At 69.9% G+C, this 18,243-nt stretch carries 16 protein-coding genes; 9 read left to right on the top strand and 7 right to left on the bottom strand.

Going from position 1 to position 18,243, the window contains the following annotated elements; genetic code table 11:
- Positions 1-39 precede the first annotated feature (39 nt).
- On the bottom strand, positions 40-1,035 hold the full coding sequence (locus ACH3VR_RS09415) for a carbohydrate ABC transporter permease (protein WP_396640527.1): 996 nt from the start codon (positions 1,033-1,035) through the stop codon (positions 40-42).
- Positions 1,036-1,054: 19 nt separating this feature from the next.
- Positions 1,055-2,368 carry an ABC transporter substrate-binding protein gene (locus ACH3VR_RS09420; protein ID WP_396640528.1) on the bottom strand — a complete coding sequence of 438 codons (1,314 nt, stop codon included), beginning with the start codon at positions 2,366-2,368 and terminating at the stop codon, positions 1,055-1,057.
- Positions 2,369-2,662: 294 nt separating this feature from the next.
- Between ACH3VR_RS09420 and ACH3VR_RS09425 the strand changes: the two genes are divergently transcribed.
- Together ACH3VR_RS09425 and ACH3VR_RS09430 are read left to right on the top strand one after the other, a co-directional pair.
- Complete coding sequence (locus ACH3VR_RS09425; RefSeq protein WP_396640529.1) at positions 2,663-3,685, top strand: LacI family DNA-binding transcriptional regulator; 1,023 nt, start codon at positions 2,663-2,665, stop codon at positions 3,683-3,685.
- Positions 3,682-5,820, top strand: coding sequence for an alpha-galactosidase (locus ACH3VR_RS09430; RefSeq protein ID WP_396640530.1), 2,139 nt, complete (start codon positions 3,682-3,684; stop codon positions 5,818-5,820). The genes ACH3VR_RS09425 and ACH3VR_RS09430 overlap by 4 nt, the downstream gene beginning before the upstream one ends.
- Before the next feature lie 81 nt (positions 5,821-5,901).
- Here the strand turns inward: ACH3VR_RS09430 and ACH3VR_RS09435 are convergent, their stop codons facing one another.
- From ACH3VR_RS09435 to ACH3VR_RS09445, 3 genes are all read right to left on the bottom strand, one after another.
- Positions 5,902-6,870, bottom strand: coding sequence for an acetylxylan esterase (locus ACH3VR_RS09435; RefSeq protein WP_396640531.1), 969 nt, complete (start codon positions 6,868-6,870; stop codon positions 5,902-5,904).
- A 50-nt stretch (positions 6,871-6,920) separates the two neighbouring features.
- Positions 6,921-8,405, bottom strand: coding sequence for a L,D-transpeptidase family protein (locus tag ACH3VR_RS09440; protein WP_396640532.1), 1,485 nt, complete (start codon positions 8,403-8,405; stop codon positions 6,921-6,923).
- A 94-nt stretch (positions 8,406-8,499) separates the two neighbouring features.
- On the bottom strand, positions 8,500-8,961 hold the full coding sequence (locus tag ACH3VR_RS09445) for a hypothetical protein (protein WP_396640533.1): 462 nt from the start codon (positions 8,959-8,961) through the stop codon (positions 8,500-8,502).
- A 116-nt stretch (positions 8,962-9,077) separates the two neighbouring features.
- Between ACH3VR_RS09445 and ACH3VR_RS09450 the strand changes: the two genes are divergently transcribed.
- The 7 genes from ACH3VR_RS09450 to ACH3VR_RS09480 all read left to right on the top strand — a co-directional run bounded on the left by ACH3VR_RS09450 (position 9,078) and on the right by ACH3VR_RS09480 (position 16,441).
- Positions 9,078-10,280 carry an ROK family transcriptional regulator gene (locus ACH3VR_RS09450; RefSeq protein WP_396640534.1) on the top strand — a complete coding sequence of 401 codons (1,203 nt, stop codon included), beginning with the start codon at positions 9,078-9,080 and terminating at the stop codon, positions 10,278-10,280.
- 79 nt (positions 10,281-10,359) lie between these two features.
- Positions 10,360-11,631, top strand: a complete 1,272-nt coding sequence (locus ACH3VR_RS09455) for an extracellular solute-binding protein (protein WP_396640535.1) — start codon at positions 10,360-10,362, stop codon at positions 11,629-11,631.
- A 95-nt stretch (positions 11,632-11,726) separates the two neighbouring features.
- Complete coding sequence (locus ACH3VR_RS09460; protein ID WP_396640536.1) at positions 11,727-12,695, top strand: carbohydrate ABC transporter permease; 969 nt, start codon at positions 11,727-11,729, stop codon at positions 12,693-12,695.
- Positions 12,692-13,531, top strand: coding sequence for a carbohydrate ABC transporter permease (locus ACH3VR_RS09465; RefSeq protein ID WP_396640537.1), 840 nt, complete (start codon positions 12,692-12,694; stop codon positions 13,529-13,531). The genes ACH3VR_RS09460 and ACH3VR_RS09465 overlap by 4 nt, the downstream gene beginning before the upstream one ends.
- A 43-nt stretch (positions 13,532-13,574) precedes the next feature.
- Positions 13,575-14,528: an ROK family protein gene (locus ACH3VR_RS09470; protein ID WP_396640538.1), complete on the top strand. Its 954-nt coding sequence runs from the start codon at positions 13,575-13,577 to the stop codon at positions 14,526-14,528.
- On the top strand, positions 14,521-15,300 hold the full coding sequence (locus ACH3VR_RS09475) for a glucosamine-6-phosphate deaminase (RefSeq protein WP_396640539.1): 780 nt from the start codon (positions 14,521-14,523) through the stop codon (positions 15,298-15,300). The genes ACH3VR_RS09470 and ACH3VR_RS09475 overlap by 8 nt, the downstream gene beginning before the upstream one ends.
- 436 nt (positions 15,301-15,736) lie before the next feature.
- Positions 15,737-16,441, top strand: coding sequence for a hypothetical protein (locus ACH3VR_RS09480; protein WP_396640540.1), 705 nt, complete (start codon positions 15,737-15,739; stop codon positions 16,439-16,441).
- 9 nt (positions 16,442-16,450) lie between these two features.
- Here ACH3VR_RS09480 and ACH3VR_RS09485 read toward each other — a convergent pair whose 3' ends face one another.
- On the bottom strand, positions 16,451-17,851 hold the full coding sequence (locus ACH3VR_RS09485; RefSeq protein WP_396640541.1) for an FAD-binding oxidoreductase: 1,401 nt from the start codon (positions 17,849-17,851) through the stop codon (positions 16,451-16,453).
- Positions 17,848-18,240 (bottom strand): YrdB family protein, encoded by a 393-nt coding sequence (locus tag ACH3VR_RS09490; protein ID WP_396640542.1) that lies wholly within the window; start codon positions 18,238-18,240, stop codon positions 17,848-17,850. The genes ACH3VR_RS09485 and ACH3VR_RS09490 overlap by 4 nt, the downstream gene beginning before the upstream one ends.
- Between the last annotated feature and the right edge of the window lie 3 nt (positions 18,241-18,243).

The raw sequence follows: 18,243 nt of genomic DNA on the forward strand, positions 1-18,243 counted from the left end.
GAGCGGGCGGCTTACCCGTCGTGATGGTCTCCGTGAGGGTCATGTCAGGTCCACCTTCTCGTCGGGGAACAGTTTTCGCTGGACGAAGGTGACGACCAGCACGATTGCCAGCAGCACGACCGCCATCGCCGAGGCGAGCCCCACCTGCCTGAAGCTGAACGCCGTCTGCAGGGTCTGGATGACGAAGGTCGACGACCCGTTGGCGCCGCCCGTCATGATGAACGGGATCTCGAAGACCGACAGGCTGCCGGCGATCGCGAGGATGAACGACAGCCCGATGACGCGGCGGATGCCGGGGAAGATGATCGCCCAGAACTGCTGCCAGCGGCTCGCGCCGTCGAGTTCCGCAGCCTCGTAGAGGTCGTGCGGGATCGACTGGATCGCGCCGAGGAACAGCACGAAGTTCATGCCCGTGTACCGCCAGACCGAGGTGCCTGCGAGCGACCAGTTGACGATGTCCGGGTCGCCCAGCCAGTGCGGCGGGTCGGCCACGCCGAACCACGACAGCACCGTGTCGAGCGTCCCACCCGGCTGGAACAGGTAGAGGAAGACGAATCCGATCGCGACCCCGTTGATGAGGTACGGGAAGAACAGGATGCCGCGGAAGAGGCTCGAGAATCGCGTCGAGAAGCTGAGGATCGTCGCGAAGTACAGCGCGATCGCCATCTGCGCGAACGACGCGAAGAAGTAGTACAGGCTCACGAAGAAGACGCTGAAGATCTTCGGATCGGTGAAGACCTCGATGTAGTTGTCGAGCCCGACGAAGTTCTTCGTGCGGTCGATGCCGTCCCAGTCGGTGACGCTGTAGTAGAAGAGGTTGACCGCCGGCCAGTAGGTGAACAGCAGCAGCAGTCCGAGCGCCGCCGCGAGGAACAGCCACGGCGTCAGCCCCTTGACGAAGGCGCGCCGGCCCGAGACGAGCGGGCGGGCCCCGCCGGTTCCTTGGATCGCTCCGCGGAACCGGCGGGACTCGACAGCCGGTGAGAGGACGGCAGGCGCTCCGGCCGGAGCCCCGCCGGGTGAGGTGATCGACATAGTCCTGCCGTCCTTTCCGTCAGCCTGCGAGCTTCTGCACGGCCGCGCCCCACTGGTCGTTGAGCTCGGCGAAGTAGCTGTCCTTGTCGCCATCGGCGGCGCCGCGGGCGATGTCGATGAGCTTCTGGCGGTACAGCGGGCCGTAGAGGTCGACCTTCGACTCGTTCGCCGTGTCGGCCAGGAGGCTCTCCGAGCCGGCGGGTGCGGCCTTGATCTCGAGGAGCTGTACTCCGGCGTCGGAGAAGTCCTGGAGGTTCTTGGGCAGCGGAGCATCCTTGACCGACGAGATCATGCCCTGCGTGTCGGTGTAGCCCGACTCGTTGACCACCCACTGGATCCACGCCCACGCGGCGGCCTTCGCCTTGGAGAACTTGCTCACGGCGAGGTTGTAGTCGCCGCCGATGACGGCGGACTGCGTGCCCTCGACGTTTGCGGGGAACGCCATGTAGCCGATGTCGTCGGCCGAGCCGCCGTTGTCGGTGGCCGCGGCCTGCATCTGCGAGATGGCCCACGAGCCGAGCGGCATCGTCGCGATCTTGCCCGTGCCGAGGTCGACCTTCGACTGCTCCCAGTTGGTCGTCAGCGGGTCCTCCTCGGTGAGGCCGGCAGCGACCGTGTCGTAGGTGAGCGAGTCGATCGCGTAGATGTCGGTTCCCTCGGTCCACGGCGCCTTGTCGTGCGCGAGGGTCATGTTGGCGTCGTCGTCGTTCGTGATGGCGCCGAGGTTGCCGAAGCTCTGCGTGAGCGGCCAGCCATCCTTGTAGTTCGTGTACATCGGGATGGCGTCGGTCTTCGACTTGATCTGCTGGAGGTCGTCGAGCCACTCGGCCTCGGTCGTCGGGAGGGTCGAAAGGCCTGCCTTCTCCCAGACCTTCTTGTTGTAGACGATGCCGTTGGCGTTGCCGCCCCAGGCGATGCCGTACTGCGTGCCGTCGTAGCTCGCGGCCGGGAGGAACCGGTACGTGTCCTCGAAGTCTGCGGTCTTGCCGAGCGGCTCGAGGAACTGCGAGAACTGGTCCGGCTGGATCGCGGGGATGCCGACGACGTCGCCGAAGTTGTTCGTGCTCATGCGCGTGAGCATCTCGTTGGAGTAGTCCGTGATGCCCTCGAACGTCACGTCGACGTCGGGGTACTTCTTCTGGAACTCCTTCTTGTATTCGTCGAACGTGCCGTCCTGGATCAGGTCGGTGCGCCACGTGACGACCTTGATGTCGCCCTTCACGTCGCCGTCGATCGTGTCGTCGGCGGAGCCGGCGCTCCCACCGGCGCAGCCACTGAGCGCGAGGCCCGCCACGGCCGTGAGCGCGAGGGCGGCGATTGCCTTCCTTGCCATGTTGTCTCCTGTCAGGTTCACCCTTGAACTCCGGATGCGCGGGGGACCGCCGCATCGTCGCGCGGGTTGTCGCAGGAGCAGGCTACGCACGCCTCGGCGCGGTTTGCAAGCAGGAAATGACAGCGCTGTCTTGTCTTGTCCGATCGCATTTTGCTCTATGAAAAATGGTGTTCATCAGGGATTTGATGTGAGACTGTTCCAGGATGCTGCGCCAGATGTCTGCATAATGTCCTACGTCGTCATCCAAGCGTTTCGATGCTAGGCTGAGCGCACTCCGAGGAAGGAGGGCGACCGATGACGGTGCAGAACAGGGCCACACTCGACGACGTCGCGCGTCTCGCGGGCGTCAGCTCGAAGACGGTGTCGCGGGTCTTCTCGAGCCGCGAACTCGTCGCTCCCGAGACGGTCGAGCGGGTGCTCGCGGCCGCCAAGCGCCTGCGATTCCGCCCCAACACCCTCGCCCGCAGCCTGCGCAGGGGAGGCGCGACGAACACCTTCGGCTTCATCATGGGCGAGCTGAACAACCCCTTCTACTACAAGGTCGCCGCCGGCATCGAGAAGGAGCTCGCGGCGAACGGCTTCGCGCTCGTGGTCGCCACGACCGACGACACCGCCGAGGGCGAAGAGCGGGTCGCGGACGCCCTCCTCGCGCAGCGCATCGCCGCGCTCCTGCTCATCCCCGTCGCCGACGATCAGTCGTATCTCGAGGGCGAACGGCAGCTCGGCACGCCCGTCATCGCGATCGACCGTCCCGCGCGCAATCTCGTCGCCGACTCGATCGTGCTCGAGAACAGGCGCGGTGTGTACGACGCGACGATGCGCCTGCTCGCCCGCGGTCATCGCCGCATCGGCTACATCTGCAACCCGGCGTCGGTCTACACGCAGTCCGAGCGCCTCCGGGGCTATCGCGACGCGCTCGCCGCCCACGGCATCACCGACGGCGCGCAATGGGAGCGGCTCGTCGACGACATGAGCATCCAGCCCGACGGCATCGTCGACGAGCTTCTTTCGGGCCAGAACGCGCCGACGGCGCTCATCACGGGCAACAACCGCGTCACCGTGGGGGCACTCCGCGTGCTCCGCGACCGCCACGACGACGGCACCACGGCGCTCGTCGGCTTCGACGACTTCGACACCGCCGACGTGCTCGGCGTCACGGTCGTCTCGTACGACCCGATCGAGCTCGGCCGGCGGGCCGCGATGCTCGCCCTGGAGCGCATCGGCGACCCGTCGGGCTTCACCCGCCAGATCGAGCTGCCCACCTGGATCGTCGAACGCGGCACGGGCGAGCGCCCGCCGCCGGAGGAGAGTGCATGACCGCCTGCTTCACCCACCTCCAGTCGCACGACGTCTCGGTGCTCGTCGAGCACCGGCCGCGCGGGCTGCCCCGCGTGCTGCACTGGGGTGCGGCGCTCGGCGCGCTGCGAGGCGACGACGCCGCCGCGCTCGCGCGGGGCGTGAGCCGCCAGTCGCCTCCGGGCACTCTCGACGCCGCGTGGCAGGTGACCGTCTCGCCCGCCGAGGGCGACGGCTGGACCGGGCGACCCGGTGCGCAGCTGCGCCGAGCCGGCGTCCTGCACCACGCGAGGTGGACCGAGACGGGCCGCACCGCGACCGACGCCGACCTGACCGTCACGGCGAGGGATGCGGCATCCGGTCTCGTGCTCTCGATCCGGCTGTCGATCGAGGCCGGGGGAGTCGTCTGGGTCGAGCACGCGCTGCGCCATGAGGGTGAGCGGGATGCCGAGCCCGTCGAGGTCGAGTGGCTCGAAGCGTGCCTCCCCGTGCCGACGACGACCGACACCCTGACGACGTTCGACGGTCGCTGGACTCGGGAGAAGCGTCCCGTGACGACGGCCATGCCGGCGGGGTCGACGGTGCGGCAGTCGCGCCGCGGCCGCCCGGGCCACGACGCCCCGACGATGCTGATCGCGTCGGAGCACGCCCCGCTGTGGCAGGCGGGCCGGGCGTGGGCCGCGCACGCGGCGTGGTCGTCAGACGTCACGTACCGCGTCGACCGGGTGACCGACGCCGTGACGCTTCTCGGCGCCGGCGAGCTGCTTCGTCCCGGCGAGGTCGTGCTCGCGCCGGGCGACGAGTACGTCGCGCCGCGCGTCGCGTTCTCGTGGACCTCTGCCGGCCTCGACGGCCTCGCCGCGCGCACCCACACGTGGCTGCGGGCGCGGGCGCAGCATCCGTCGTCCCCTCGCCCCCTCGTGCTCAACACGTGGGAAGCGGTGTACTTCGATCACGACCAGGAGCGGCTGCTCGCGCTCGCCGAGCGCGCGGCCGAGGTGGGCATCGAGCGGTTCGTGCTCGACGACGGGTGGTTCCGGGGGCGCCGAGACGACACGACGAGCCTCGGCGACTGGGTCGTCGACGCCGACGTGTGGCCCGACGGTCTCGTGCCGCTCGCCGACCGCGTGCACGACCTCGGCATGCAGTTCGGGCTGTGGTTCGAGCCCGAGATGGTGTCGCTCGACTCGGACGTCGCGCGCGCCCACCCCGAGTGGCTCCTCCACGATCCCGGTCACCTCGACCACGAGCGCGAGCTGTCGTGGCGCACGCAATACGTGCTCGACCTGGCGAACCCCGATGCCTACGCCCATGTGCTGGGGCAGATCGACGCCGTCGTCCGCGAGGTCGGCGTCGACTTCATCAAGTGGGACCACAACCGCGACCTCGTCGAATCCACGCACGAGGGGCGCCCCGGCGGGCATCTTCAGATGCGCGCGGTCTACCATCTCATCGCGGCGCTCAAGGAGCGGCATCCCGCCCTCGAGATCGAGTCGTGCTCGAGCGGCGGCGCGCGCACCGACCTCGGCATCCTCGACGTGTGCGACCGAGTATGGGCGAGCGACTCCAACGACCCCGTCGAGCGGCAGGACATCCAGCGCTGGACCGGCCTGCTGCTGCCGCCCGAGCTCGTCGGCGCGCACGTCGGGCCGACGACCTCGCACAGCTCGGGGCGCACGACGGCCCTGTCGTACCGCATGGCGACGAGCCTCATGGGATCGGCGGGGTTCGAATGGGACATCCTCGAGTGCGACGAGAGCGAGACTGCGGCCCTCCGGCGATTCGGTGACCTCTACAAGGAGCTGCGCCCCGTGGTGCACACCGGGCGCGTCGTGCACGCCGACCTCCGCGACCCCGCCTGGCGGGTCACCGGATACGCGACACCGGATGCCTCGGTCGTGGTCGTCGCGACGGTGGCGAGCCTCGAAGACGCGCGGGCCGAGCGGCTGCGCCTGTCATGGCTCGACCCCGAGCGCCGCTACTCCGCGCGGGTCCGCACCGAGATCGGGGCCGCGGAGTACGGGTGGATCGCCCCGGAGTGGTTCACGTCGGGCGGCGTCGAGCTGCCGGGCCGCGTGCTCGCCGAGGTGGGCCTCCAGCTGCCGACGCTGTGGCCCGTGCAGGCCTTCGTGCTGCACGTCACGGCGCTCGACTGACGGCGCTCGGTCGGAGGATTCGACCGTTTTCGGACGGATCGGCCAGGATTCTCCGACAACGGTGGAATCGTCCGACGGGCGTCACACCCGGTCGCGGAGGAAGCGCGCCTGAGCCTGCCACTGGTAGGCCTGGCCGCCCTCGTGGTCGTTGTGCGTGTAGACCTCGATGGCCTTGTCCGTCGCGCCGTAGCGGTTGAACGCCGCGAACACCGTCGAGGGCGGGCAGGTGAAGTCCATGAGCGCGACGGAGAACAGCGCGGGGGCCGTGGCGCGCGTCGCGAGGTTCGCGCCGTCGAAGTACGAGAGCGTGCGGAACACGCGCTCGTCGGCGCCGCGGTGCACCGACAGGTAGCGCACGACCTCCTGGTACGGGTCGCGGTCGGTGAGGCCGACGGCACGCTCGAAGTGGCAGAGGAAAGGCACGTCGGGCAGCACCGCGACGAGGTCGTCGCACAGGCCCGCGGCCGCGAGCGCGATGCCGCCGCCCTGGCTGCCGCCGGCGACGGCGACGCGCGCGGGGTCGACCTGGGGGAGCGTGCGCACGGCGTCGACAGCGCGCACGGCGTCCGTGAAGACGCGGCGGTAGTAGTAGTCGGCGGGGTCTTCGATGCCGCGGGTCATGAATCCGCTCGACGACGGTCCGGTGCCGTGCGGGTCGGGGGTCTCGCCGCCCGCGCCCCACATCGATCCCTGGCCGCGCGTGTCCATGAACAGGTGCGCGTACCCCGCCGAGGCCCAGCCGAGCCGCTCGAACGGCAGTCCGCGGCCGCCGCCGTAGCCGTTGAACTCGACGACGGCGGGGAGGGGATGCCGCGCCCCGGCCGGAACCAGCAGCCAGGCCTTGACCGGGTCCCCGCCGAATCCCGGGAACGTCACGTCGTACGCCTCGATCGTCGTGAGCGGCGTCTCGACGGGCACCACGACGGGCGCTCCGCCGGCGGCGCGCGACTCGGCGAGGGTCGCCGCCCAGAAGTCGTCGAAGTCGTCGGGTGCGGCGATCGTGGGGCTGTAGGTCTCGAGCTCGGCGAGCGGCAGATCGAAGCGGGGCACGGCGCCACGATAGGGATTGCGCGACTATCCGCGCAAACCGGCTCTCGAGGTCAGCTGTGGATCCAGACGTCGGTGCCCTTCGGGGCCCAGTTGTAGATCCACTGGGCACGCCACTCGGGCATGCCGACGCATCCGTGGCTCATCGTGTGGCCGAAGTTGTTGTGCCAATAGACGCCATGGAAGGCCTGGCCGCCGTTGAAGTACATCGGCCACTTGACGTTGGGCGTCGAGTACGTGCCGGTGATGTTGCCGGCCGCATCGCGGTTGAAGCCGTTCATCGTCTGCACGTTCGTCTTGTAGCCGATCGTGTAGTGGCCCGTGTAGGTCGGCGTGTTGCCCGCGCCGCTCGAGATGAGCCACGAGTCGACGACGTTGCCGTTCTCCTTGACGTACAGCCGCTGCTCGCTGAGGTCGACCTCGAGCATGCGAGCGAGGCTCGTCGTGGCGAACGGCACCTCGGTGACCGCCAGCTTGTAGACGGCGTTGCCGTCGGCGAGCTGGGCGGCGTAGGCGTTCGCGATGCCGTCCGTCGAGCCGAGCGCGCGCCCGACGACGCCGGCGGTGGGCGTGCTCAGGACGGTGCCCGAGGCGTTGACGATCGTCGTGGAGTTGACCGGTGCGCGGTCGATCGCCGCGGGGAGTCCGTCGACGGCCGGCTGGATGGCGCCGGCGTTCGCGCTGATGGTGAAGGTGCCGCGCTCGGCAGGAGTGACCGTCAGCCACGAGGCGACGGTCGTGCGGTCGATCGGGACGGTGCGCTCGTCGCCCACGTAGAAGCCGGCGCTGTCGAGCATGTTGTTGAGGATCGCCGCAGTGCCTTCGGCGACGTGGGTCGGCCCTTCGGGTTCGACCGGCGCCGTCGTGGCCGCCAGGTCGACCTTGGTGTCGCCCTTCGCGAACGCGTCGGTGAGCGCCGTCTGCACGGCCTGCACGTCGACGCCCTTGCCCTCGACCGCGGGCGTCACGACGTAGCTGGCGCTCGCCGGGTCGAACGAGATCGACGCGTTCGTCGGGTCGACGTACAGCGACGGCACGGCGGCGCGCAGCGCCGCGACGGCGGTGGCCGTGTCGAGCGTGATGTCGACGTCGGCGGGGGAGGCGAACCAGGAGGTGGGGTTCCACGCGGGATGCGACGCGAATGCCGCATCGGCGAGCGCGCGTGCGTCGACGGTGGCACCGAGGTCGGCGCCGGTCACAGCGACGTCCCCACCCTCTCCGGTCAGGACGATCGTCGTCTCGGCGAGGCGCTGGTCGATCGCGTCGGCGGCGGCGCCCGGCGTGAGGCCGCCGACGGACACGCCGGCGACGGCGGTCCCCGGCGCGATCAGCACCGCGGATGCCGCGGCCAGGCCGACGGCGACGGCTGCGACCGGGATGCCGATCCACAGCCACAGGCGGCGCTTCTTGGGTGCGGGCTCGGTCGGCGCCCACTCGTAAGAGGGCGGCGGAGCGTCGACGGAGTCGTCGGCGGGCGCGCCGATCCCGTCGTCGTCAGACGATCCCCCCGCGTCAGGCCTCGTGGCCAGATCGGTCATGCCAAACCCCCCGGCTTCCGAACATGCCATTCCATGGTAAGGGATGGCATATATCGACGGGGTAACGGACTGATCAGGTCCGATCAGGGGCTTCTCAGCCGGGCTGCTGGCTGCAGAGGTCCTCGAACCGCTGACTCGTCTCCTTGAAGGAGTCGCCGAGCGCCGTGAGCTCGTCGAGCTTCGAGACGTCTCCCTGGACGATGCCCTGCATGACCTCGGCCGTCTTGGCGAACATGGCCTGGAGATCGGGGAGGATGGCGGCGACGTCGTCGTTGGTGATCTGCGACGCTGCGGCGGAGATCTTGTCGGCGGCAGAGCGCATGGCGGCCACGACGGCAGCCGGGTCTTCAGTGGCGGCATCCGAGAATTCCCGCGTCGCCTGCGTGATCGTGTCCTGGATGAGCGAGCAGGCGTCGGCGACCGACTGCCCCTCGTCGCCGGGCGCGTCGGACGACGTCGGGGAGCTGCTCGCGGACGAGTCGGGCGTGGCGGTGCACGCGGTGAGGCCCAGTAGGGCGACGGCGGCGAGCGTGAGAGCGGCGATGCGGCGGTTCATGTCTCCTCCGCGCACCAGCCTAGGCGACGCGCCGTTTGTAACAAGTTTGTAAATGATCCATCCAAATTGCGGCGAGGGCTTGCGGAGAGGTTAGTTCGTAAGGTCTACTAACAAACATGTCCTCATCGGAAGCGCAGCGCGGCTCCAGCACCGTCGAGTCGTCGCACGCCCCCTCAGCGGTCGCGAACGGCCGCGCCTTCGCCCCCGGCCGCGCGCTGCGCCACGGCGGCAAGGTGCTGCCCGAGCACGCGCGAGGACACAACCGCTCGCTCGTGCTGCAGACCCTGTTCCACCAGGGGGCCATGAGCCGTGCCGACCTCTCCCGCGAGACGGGCCTGACCCGCGTCACGATCTCTGACCTCGTCGGCGAGCTGATCTCCGACGGCTTCGTCGCGGAGATGGGTGTGCGCGAGGCGTCCGGCCCCGGCAAGCCCGCCATGCTCGTCGACCTCGACCGCGCGGGCCACCGCATCATCGGCATCGACCTGTCGGAGAGCGACGAGTTCATGGGCGCGGTCCTGACGCTCGACGGCGACATCGTCGCGCGCCGCAACGTGCCCGTCCCCGCCGGTGCCGACGACGTCGTGCCCGCGGTCGTCGCGCTCGCCGCCGAACTCGTCGCAGACTCGCACGCCCCGGTCCTCGGCATCGGCGTCGGAACCCCGGGTGTCGTCGACGACCACGGCGTCATCCTCACGGCCCCCAACTTCGGCTGGGCCGGCTTCGACCTCGAGAGCGCGCTGCGCGACGCACTGAACCTTCCCGTCCTCGTCGCGAACGACGCGAACGCGGCGGTGCTCGCCGAGTACACCTTCGGCGGGGCCGGCGACGACGTGCTGCTCGTCAAGGTCGGCCGAGGAGTCGGCTCGGGCCTCCTCGCCTCGGGTCAGCCGATGCGCGGCGCCCACTTCGCCGCGGGCGAGATCGGCCACGTGACCGTCGGCACCGACGGTGGGCCCGTCTGCGTGTGCGGCAAGGTCGGATGCCTCGAGGCCTGGCTCGCCGTGCCCGCACTCTCGTCGCGGCTGGCCGCGGCATCCGGATCCTCCCGCGAAGGGATCCTCCGCGATGCCGGCACTCGCCTGGGCATCGCGCTCGCGCCCGTCGTGGGCGTGCTGGACGTGTCGGAGATCGTGCTCTCCGGCCCCACGGAACTTCTCGACGGACCTCTCGCGGAAGCGACCGTCGAGACCCTCCGCGCACGGACGCTCGCCGAGTTCCACGACGGCGTCCGCGTGCGGATGACGGAGCAAGGCCAGGACATCGTCCTGCGCGGCGCGGCCGTCATGGTCCTGTCGGGACAGCTCGGGGTCTCGTAGCACCGGCCCCGGCATCCCACACCCCCGGATGGGTCACCCGACCCCTCCACACCAAGAGAAAACGAAAAAGGAAGACACCATGAAGAAGACGCTCGGAGCGGTGGCGCTCCTCAGCGCCACGGCGTTCGTCCTCGCCGGCTGCTCGACCGGAGGCAACGCAGGCTCCACGGACAGCGCGGGCGCGGAGATCCGAGTCTGGCTCGTCGGCACCGACACGCCTCAGGACGCTCGTGACTACCTCAAGAAGACGTTCGAGGACGAGAACCCGGGCTCCACGCTGGTCATCGAAGAGCAGCAGTGGACGGGCCTCGTCGACAAGCTCACGACGAGCCTGTCGTCGAACGACAGCCCCGACATCGTCGAGATGGGCAACACGCAGGCTCCCGCGTTCACGTCGAGCGGCGCCCTGATCAGCCTCGAGGACATCAAGAAGGAGCTCGGCGGCAGCGACCTGCTCCCGGGCTTCGTCGAGGCGGGCTCGTGGGACGGCAAGATGTACGCGGCCCCCTACTACTCGGGCGCGCGCGTCGTGTTCTACAACACGAAGATGTACGACCAGGCCGGCGTCACGGTTCCCACGACGCTCGACCAGTACGTCTCGAACGGCACCACGCTCGCAACCGCGCTGCCGGGTGTCTCGGGTGTCTACTTCCCGGGCAAGGACTGGTACAACGCCCTTCCCTTCATCTGGGAGAACGGCGGCGAGATCGCCGTCAAGGACGGCGACAAGTGGGACGCGCAGCTGTCCAGCGACAAGTCGGTCAAGGGCCTCGAGCAGGTTCAGACGCTCATGACGAAGGCGTCGCTCGCGCCGAAGGACGGCGACGAGGCCAACGGCTGGGTGCCCTTCCGCACCGAGCAGGCCGCGACCTACTCGGCACCGAGCTGGGCGTACTGGTCGATCGTGGCCGACGAGGACAAGCAGCCCACCGCCGTCGCCGACACGACGGGGTACTTCGCCCTCCCCGGCATGAAGGAAGGCAGCACCGCGCAGGTGTTCGCCGGCGGCTCGAACGTCGGCATCTCGGCGAAGTCGAAGAACCAGGACCTCGCCAAGAAGGCCCTTGAGATCATGCTGAGCGACGACTACCAGACGATCCTCGCGAAGGCCGGCCTCGTGCCCGCCCTCACCTCGCTCGGCGACCAGGTCGCCGCCGCGACGCCCGAGCTCGCCAAGGTCATCGCCGCGGCCGCCGCCAACGCCAAGCTCACCCCCGCATCGCCGAACTGGGCCGATGTCGAGGCGAAGGGCATCATGCAGGACCTGTTCGTCAACATCGCGAACGGCGGCGACGTCAAGTCGCTCGCCGCGGACGCCGACAAGCAGATCGAGTCCATCCTCAACGGCTGATGCCGTTATGACGGGGCGCCCTGCGTGCGGGGCGCCCCGTCCCATGTCCGCCGGACGACAAGTCCGACACAATCTTCCTTGAGAGGAGGCGAGTCATGTCGACCATCTCAGTGCCGGAACGCACCTCGAGTGCGGCGGCGCCATCCGATCCCGGCCCCGCGAAGAAGCCGCGCCGGTTCCCCTGGGGGCCGCTCGCCCTGCTGACCCCCGCCCTCGCCATGCTCGTCGTGTTCATCGGCTGGCCGCTCGTCCAGCTCGTGATCATGTCGTTCCAGAAGTTCGGCCGCGCGCAGATCTTCGGCGCGCCTCCCGAGTTCGTGGGCCTCGACAACTACACCAAGGTCCTCACCGACCCCGAGTTCTGGGCCGTCCTCGGCCGCAGCATCGCCCTGTGCATCGTGAGCGTCGTCGCCACGATGGTGCTCGGCATCCTGATCGCGGTCATGGTGTCCAAGCTCGGGGTCGTCATGCGCACCGCCGTCTCGGTGTCCCTGCTGCTCGCGTGGGCGATGCCCGCCCTCACCGCCACGATCGTGTGGGGCTGGATCTTCGACACGCAGTACGGCCTCGTCAACTGGGTGCTCACGCAGGTCACCGGCGAGAACTGGATGGGCCACAGCTGGCTCATCGACCCCACGAGCTTCTACGCCGTCGCGGCCATCATCATCACGTGGGGCGCGATCCCCTTCGTCGTGTTCAGCACGTACGCCGGCCTCACGCAGGTTCCCGGCGAGGTGCTCGAGGCATCGGAGCTCGACGGCGCCGGCGGGTTCGCCCGCTTCCGTCTCATCGTCTTCCCCTACATCCGCTCGATCCTGATGGTGCTGCTCGTCCTGCAGGTGATCTGGGACCTCCGGGTCTTCGCGCAGATCTACGCCCTGCAGTCGATCGGCGGCGTCCGCGAGAAGACCAACACGATCGGCGTCTACATCTACAGCGTCTCGATGGCCTCGGGTGATCTCGGCGCCGGCGGCGCGATCTCGGTCATCCTCGTCGTCATCCTGCTCGCCATCTCGGGCTACTGGATCCGCACGATGCTCAAGCAGGACAAGGAGGAGTCATGAACCGTCCTCGGCGTCTCGTCTCCCGCATCTTCCTCAACATCGCGGCGATCGTCGTCATCGTCTGCTCGCTCTTCCCCGTCTACTGGATGGTGAACACGTCGCTGCTGCCGGCATCCGCCGTCCGCTCGACCCCGCCGCACTGGTGGCCCGACCTGTTCACGCTGAAGAACTACCAGGAGGCGCTCACCGATCAGGGCCTCATCACGGCGCTCCTGAACTCGATGGCGGTGACGAGCATCACGGTCGTCGCGGCGCTCATCTTCGCGTTCCTCGCGGCGATCGCCGTCTCGCGCTACCGCTTCCGCAGCCGGTCGCTCTTCATCATCGTGATCCTCGTGATCCAGATGATCCCGGCCGAGGCCATGATCGTGTCGGTTTTCCGCGTGCTCGACGGTTGGTACCTGATCAACACGATCATCGGTCTGAGCTTCGTGTACATCGCGATGGTGCTGCCGTTCACGATCTGGACGCTGCGCGGATTCGTCGCCGGAGTCCCCGCCGACCTCGAAGAGGCCGCGATGATCGATGGATGCAGCCGCGCGGGCGCCTTCTGGCGCATCACGTTCCCGCTGCTCGCACCGGGGCTCATCGCGACGGGTGTCTTCGCCTTCATCCAGGCCTGGAACGAGTTCGTCTTCGCCCTCGTCATCATGACCCGGCCCGAGTCGATGACGCTGCCGATCTGGCTGCGCGCGTTCGTGCAGGCCACGAAGGCGACCGACTGGGCTCTCGTCATGGCCGCGTCGACGATCATGGCGGTGCCGGTGATCGTCTTCTTCCTCTTCGTCCAGCACCGCATGTCGAGCGGTCTCGTCGCCGGGGCGGTCAAGGGCTGATGCGCGCGCTGGATGCAGCCGCCTCCCGTGTGGAGGACGGCCGATGAGAGTCGGACTCGACATGGGCGGCACGAAGACCGACGCGGTCGTCGTCGACTCCGCCGGTGCGATCGTCGGACGCACGCGCCTCGCGACGGGCTGGGGCGGCGACGAGATCATCCGCACCGCGGTCGCCGCCGTACACGCCGTCGCAACGGATGCCGGCATCGGCCTCGCCGACATCGTCTCGGTCGGGATCGGCATCCCGGGCCAGGTCGAGCCGGGTACCGGACGCGTCACGCACGCCGTCAACCTCGGGGTCGACGAGCTCGACCTCGCCGCGGCGGTTGCGCCCATGATCGCGACGCCCGTGCGCGTCGAGAACGACGTGAAGGCGGCCGCGCTCGGCGCGTACGCCTTGCGCGGCAGCGCCCACGGGCTCGATCCGCGTCACGGCTCGATGGCGTACCTCAACCTCGGCACGGGCATCGCAGCCGGCATCGTCGTCGACGGCGAGCTGTGGCGCGGAGCCCGTGGCACCGCCGGGGAGGTCGGGCACATCTCGGTCGACCCGAACGGTCCGGACTGCAGATGCGGCCAGCGCGGCTGCATCGAGGCGTTCGCGGGCGGCGGTGCCATCGCCCAGCGCTGGGGTCGTCCCGTTCCGCTTCCCGTCGCCGACGTCTTCGCGGCGGCCGACGCCGGCGACGCCTACGCCCGGGAGCTGCGGTCCGGCATCGCCCGCGGCGTCGCAGCGGCCGTCCGCGTGCTGGTGCTCACGGCGGACGTCGAACTCGTCGTGCTGGGCGGCGGTCTCACGGGCCTCGGCTCGGCGTTGACCGCCGACGTCGCCGCCGAGCTCGCGGCCAGCGCCGAGGCATCCCCGTTCATGCGCTCGCTGCAGCTGGAAGACCGCGTCGAGGTGCTCCCGGCCGGCTCGCCGGCCGCCGCCCTCGGCGCCGCACTCATCGGCGCGGCGCGCGACCCCGAATCGGAGGAGGCCCTCGCTCATGGCTGAAGTCGTCATCGTCCCCGATGCCGCCGCCGGCGGCGCCGTCGTCGCCGACGAGATCGTGCGTCTCATCCGCGCGAACCCCGCGACTGTGCTCGGGCTCGCGACGGGATCGACCCCGCTGCCCGTGTACGAGGCGCTGCCGCCGCGTCTTGTCGGCGTGGACGTCTCCCAGGTGCGGGGCTTCGCGCTCGACGAGTACGTCGGGCTCGACGTCTCGCACCCCGAGTCGTACCGCTCGGTGATCCACCGCGAGGTCGTGGAGCCGCTCGGACTCGACCCGTCTCGCGTGAACGTGCCGAACGGCGCGGCCCTCGGCATCCAGCACGCGGGCGATGACTACGAGGCCGCCATCCTCGCGGCGGGCGGCATCGACCTGCAGATCCTCGGCATCGGCACCGACGGGCACATCGGGTTCAACGAGCCCGGCTCGTCGTTCGCGTCGCTCACGCGTGTCAAGACGCTCACGCAGCAGACCCGCATCGACAACGCACGCTTCTTCGACGCGGTCGACGAGGTGCCGATGCACTGCATCACGCAGGGACTCGGGACGATCCTGCGCGCGGGGCACCTCGTGCTCCTCGCCTTCGGCGAGCGCAAGGCCGACGCGGTCGCGGGAGCGGTCGAAGGCCCGGTGACGGCATCCCTTCCGGGCTCGGCGATCCAGCTTCATCCGCACGCGACCGTCGTCGTCGACGAGGCCGCCGCCTCCCGCCTGCGCCACGCCGACTACTACCGCTACGCCTTCGCCAACAAGCCCGCCTGGCAGGGCATCTGATACCGCGCCTGCGCCACCGCGCCGAGGTGCCCAGCGTCGTGCCCTCGGCCGGTTCCCTTCACGCCCATAGCCCGTGCTGTCACCGAGCGCCCCCGCAACGAACGGTGCACAGCACGGGCTTTCGGCGAGAGCACGGGCTATGGACGGAGAGGACTTCGCGACCCGGCGGCTGGGTTCGTGCCGGGATCGTATGCACTCGTCGAGCACACATGTCGCCGGCGCGAATGTCGTATGGGGTCGGCGAGTACGTACGAACTCGACGAGACGCGGAGTCCGCCCGCCCTCAGCCGCACCAGACGAGCGGGAGGAGCAGGTCGCGGCTCAGGGGAGCGAGCGGGAGGGATGCCGCATCCCCTGCCGTGATCCAGTGCGCGTGTCGCGGCGTTTCTCCCTGACGGAGCGGGATCCACGGCTCGCCGCGCAGTATGCTCCGCGCATGTCAACGGGTTCGGCGCAGGCAACGCGCGACGCACGGCTCGCCTTCGTCCTGGGAGGAAGCCTCCTCGCGGCGTCGGGGGTCATCGACATCGTGCAGGCGCTGATCCCGTTCGCAGCGATCCCGAACGTCCGAGCCCTCGGTGCCACCTACTACCCCCTTGCGCTGGTCTCCGCCGGCCTGTTCGCAGCTGCCCTCATCATCTTCGCCTGGGGCATCCGTCGGGAAGGCAGCGTCGTCGCGCGCCGAGCCGCCGGCGTCGTCTCCCTCATGGTGCTCGGTCTGTGGGGCGTGGTCGGAATGCTCCTGTTCCCTCCGCTCTTCGCCGGGGCGGGCGGGGAGACGGCAGCGGCCTACCTGCTGCTCTTCGCCTGGTTCCTCGCTCAGCTGGTCGTCGCGGTGCTCGCAGTCGTCGCGGGAGTCGTGATCGTGCGTGCGCGGGTCGTGCCGCGCGGCTGGCGCTGGGTGCCCCTCGCCGCGATTCTGCTCGGCGTCGCATCGGGGCTTCTCAACAGCACGGGGCTGTTCGGCGTCTTCGCCTTCCCCGACCTCCCCTTCGGCATCCTCGCCTGGGCGGATGCCGCAACGCCCGCGATTCTCGGAATCCTGGCCATCGGACTCGGCCTCGCGGCGGGCCGGGGACCCGAGGAGCCCACCGCGCAGACGTACCTCGTGCCGCCCCAGCCGTCGGAGCCGGTCGTCTAGGGTCGCGCGCTACGCGGCGAAGACCTTGCCGGGGTTGAGGATGCCGAGCGGGTCGAAGACGCGCGTGATCTGGCGCTGCAGCACCCACTGATCGTCGCCGAGCTCGTCGGCGAGCCAGCGGCGCTTGAGCACGCCGACGCCGTGCTCGCCCGTGAGCGTGCCGCCGAGCCGGAGCGCGGAGCGGAAGAGGTCGTCGGCGGCGGCCCACACGGCATCGGGCACCTCGATGGTCCCGTCGGCGCCGACCTCGCCGTCGAACACGAAGTTCGGGTGCAGGTTGCCGTCGCCGGCGTGAGCGACGGTCGGGATCGGCATCCCGTGCTCCCGCTCGACCCGCGCGATCTCGTCGAACATCGCGGGCAGCGCGCTGCGCGGCACCGAGACGTCCTCGATGAGGGTCGTGCCGAGCGTCTCCATCGCGGGGTGCATCGAGCGGCGGATCGTGAGCAGCCGCTCGCCCTCGTCGGGGTCGTGCGTGAGCGCGACGGTGCCGCCCGTGGCGCGCAGCACGGCGGCGATCGCGTCGGCCTCGGCGTCGGCGGCGGCGCCGTCGGTCTGGATCGTCAGCTGCGCCGCACCGGGCGTCGGCGGGTCGAGGTGCAGCAGGGCGTGGACGGCGCGGAGGGACGCGGCATCCATCAGCTCCATGATCGCCGGCTGCGCGCCCGAGGCGGTGACGGCGGCGGATGCCTCGGCGGCGCTGCGCACGTCGGCGAACGTCGCGGCGATGGTGCAGACCGTGCCGGGCACGAGCCGGCGGAGCTTGAGGGTCGCGCCGACCACGACGCCGAGCGTGCCTTCCGACCCGATGACGAGCGAGGTCAGATCGAGGCCGGTCACACCCTTGACGGTGCGATGGCCGAGTCGGAGCAGGCGCCCGTCGGCGAGCACGAGGTCGAGGCCCAGGACGGCGTCGCGCACGACTCCGTATTTGGCGCACAGGAGGCCGCCCGCCCCCGTCGCGATGTTGCCGCCGACCGTCGAGATCGCGCGGCTCGCGGGATCGGGCGCCCACCAGACGCCGTGCTCGGCGAGAGCGGCGTTGAGATCGGCGTTGAGGATGCCGGGCTCGACGACGGCGAGGAGGTCGTCCGGCCGCACCTCGACGATGCGGTCCATGCGCCGCATCGAGAGGGCGATCTCACCCTCGCCCGCGTTCGCGCCCCCCGCGAGGCCCGTACCCGCGCCGCGGGTCACGACGGGCGTGCGCGTCGCAGTCGCGATGCGCAGCGTCGCCTGCACGTCCGCGACCGACGTCGCGTGCACGACCGCCAAGGGGAGACCGGATGCCGCGTGCCCCGACTTGTCGGCGCGCGCTTCGAGCCGCGCCGACTCCGACGTGTCGACGCGGTCGCCGAGTTCCGCGCGCAGACGCGCGACGACGTCGGCGGCGTCGGCGGCGTCGGTCACGCGAACCGGCGCCGACCCGCGAGCACGCCGACCGTCACGGCGATCACGCCGAAGCCGAGGCCGATCCACGGCTGGCCCATGCTCCACCACGCCATCGTCGCCGACGCGTACACGAGCAGCTCGACGATCGCGCGGACGAACGGGTGCACGGCGAAGACGGCACGCGGAGAGACGAAGAGCGCCCACACGAGGATCGCGAAGACGGGTGCGGCGATGCCGACGACGATGTTCCACGGGAACGACCAGAACAGGAAGCCCCAGATCGCGAGCGAGACGAAGGCGAAGAGCTCGCAGATGAAGGCGAGGATGTCGAGCCCCGACAGCGGCGCACGCGTTCCGGGCTCGGGCTCGGCCGGCTTCGCGGGGCGGACGTTGGGGGTGTCTGACATGCC

The sequence above is a fragment of the Microbacterium alkaliflavum genome (assembly GCF_044325405.1).
GTDB lineage: Bacteria > Actinomycetota > Actinomycetes > Actinomycetales > Microbacteriaceae > Microbacterium > Microbacterium alkaliflavum.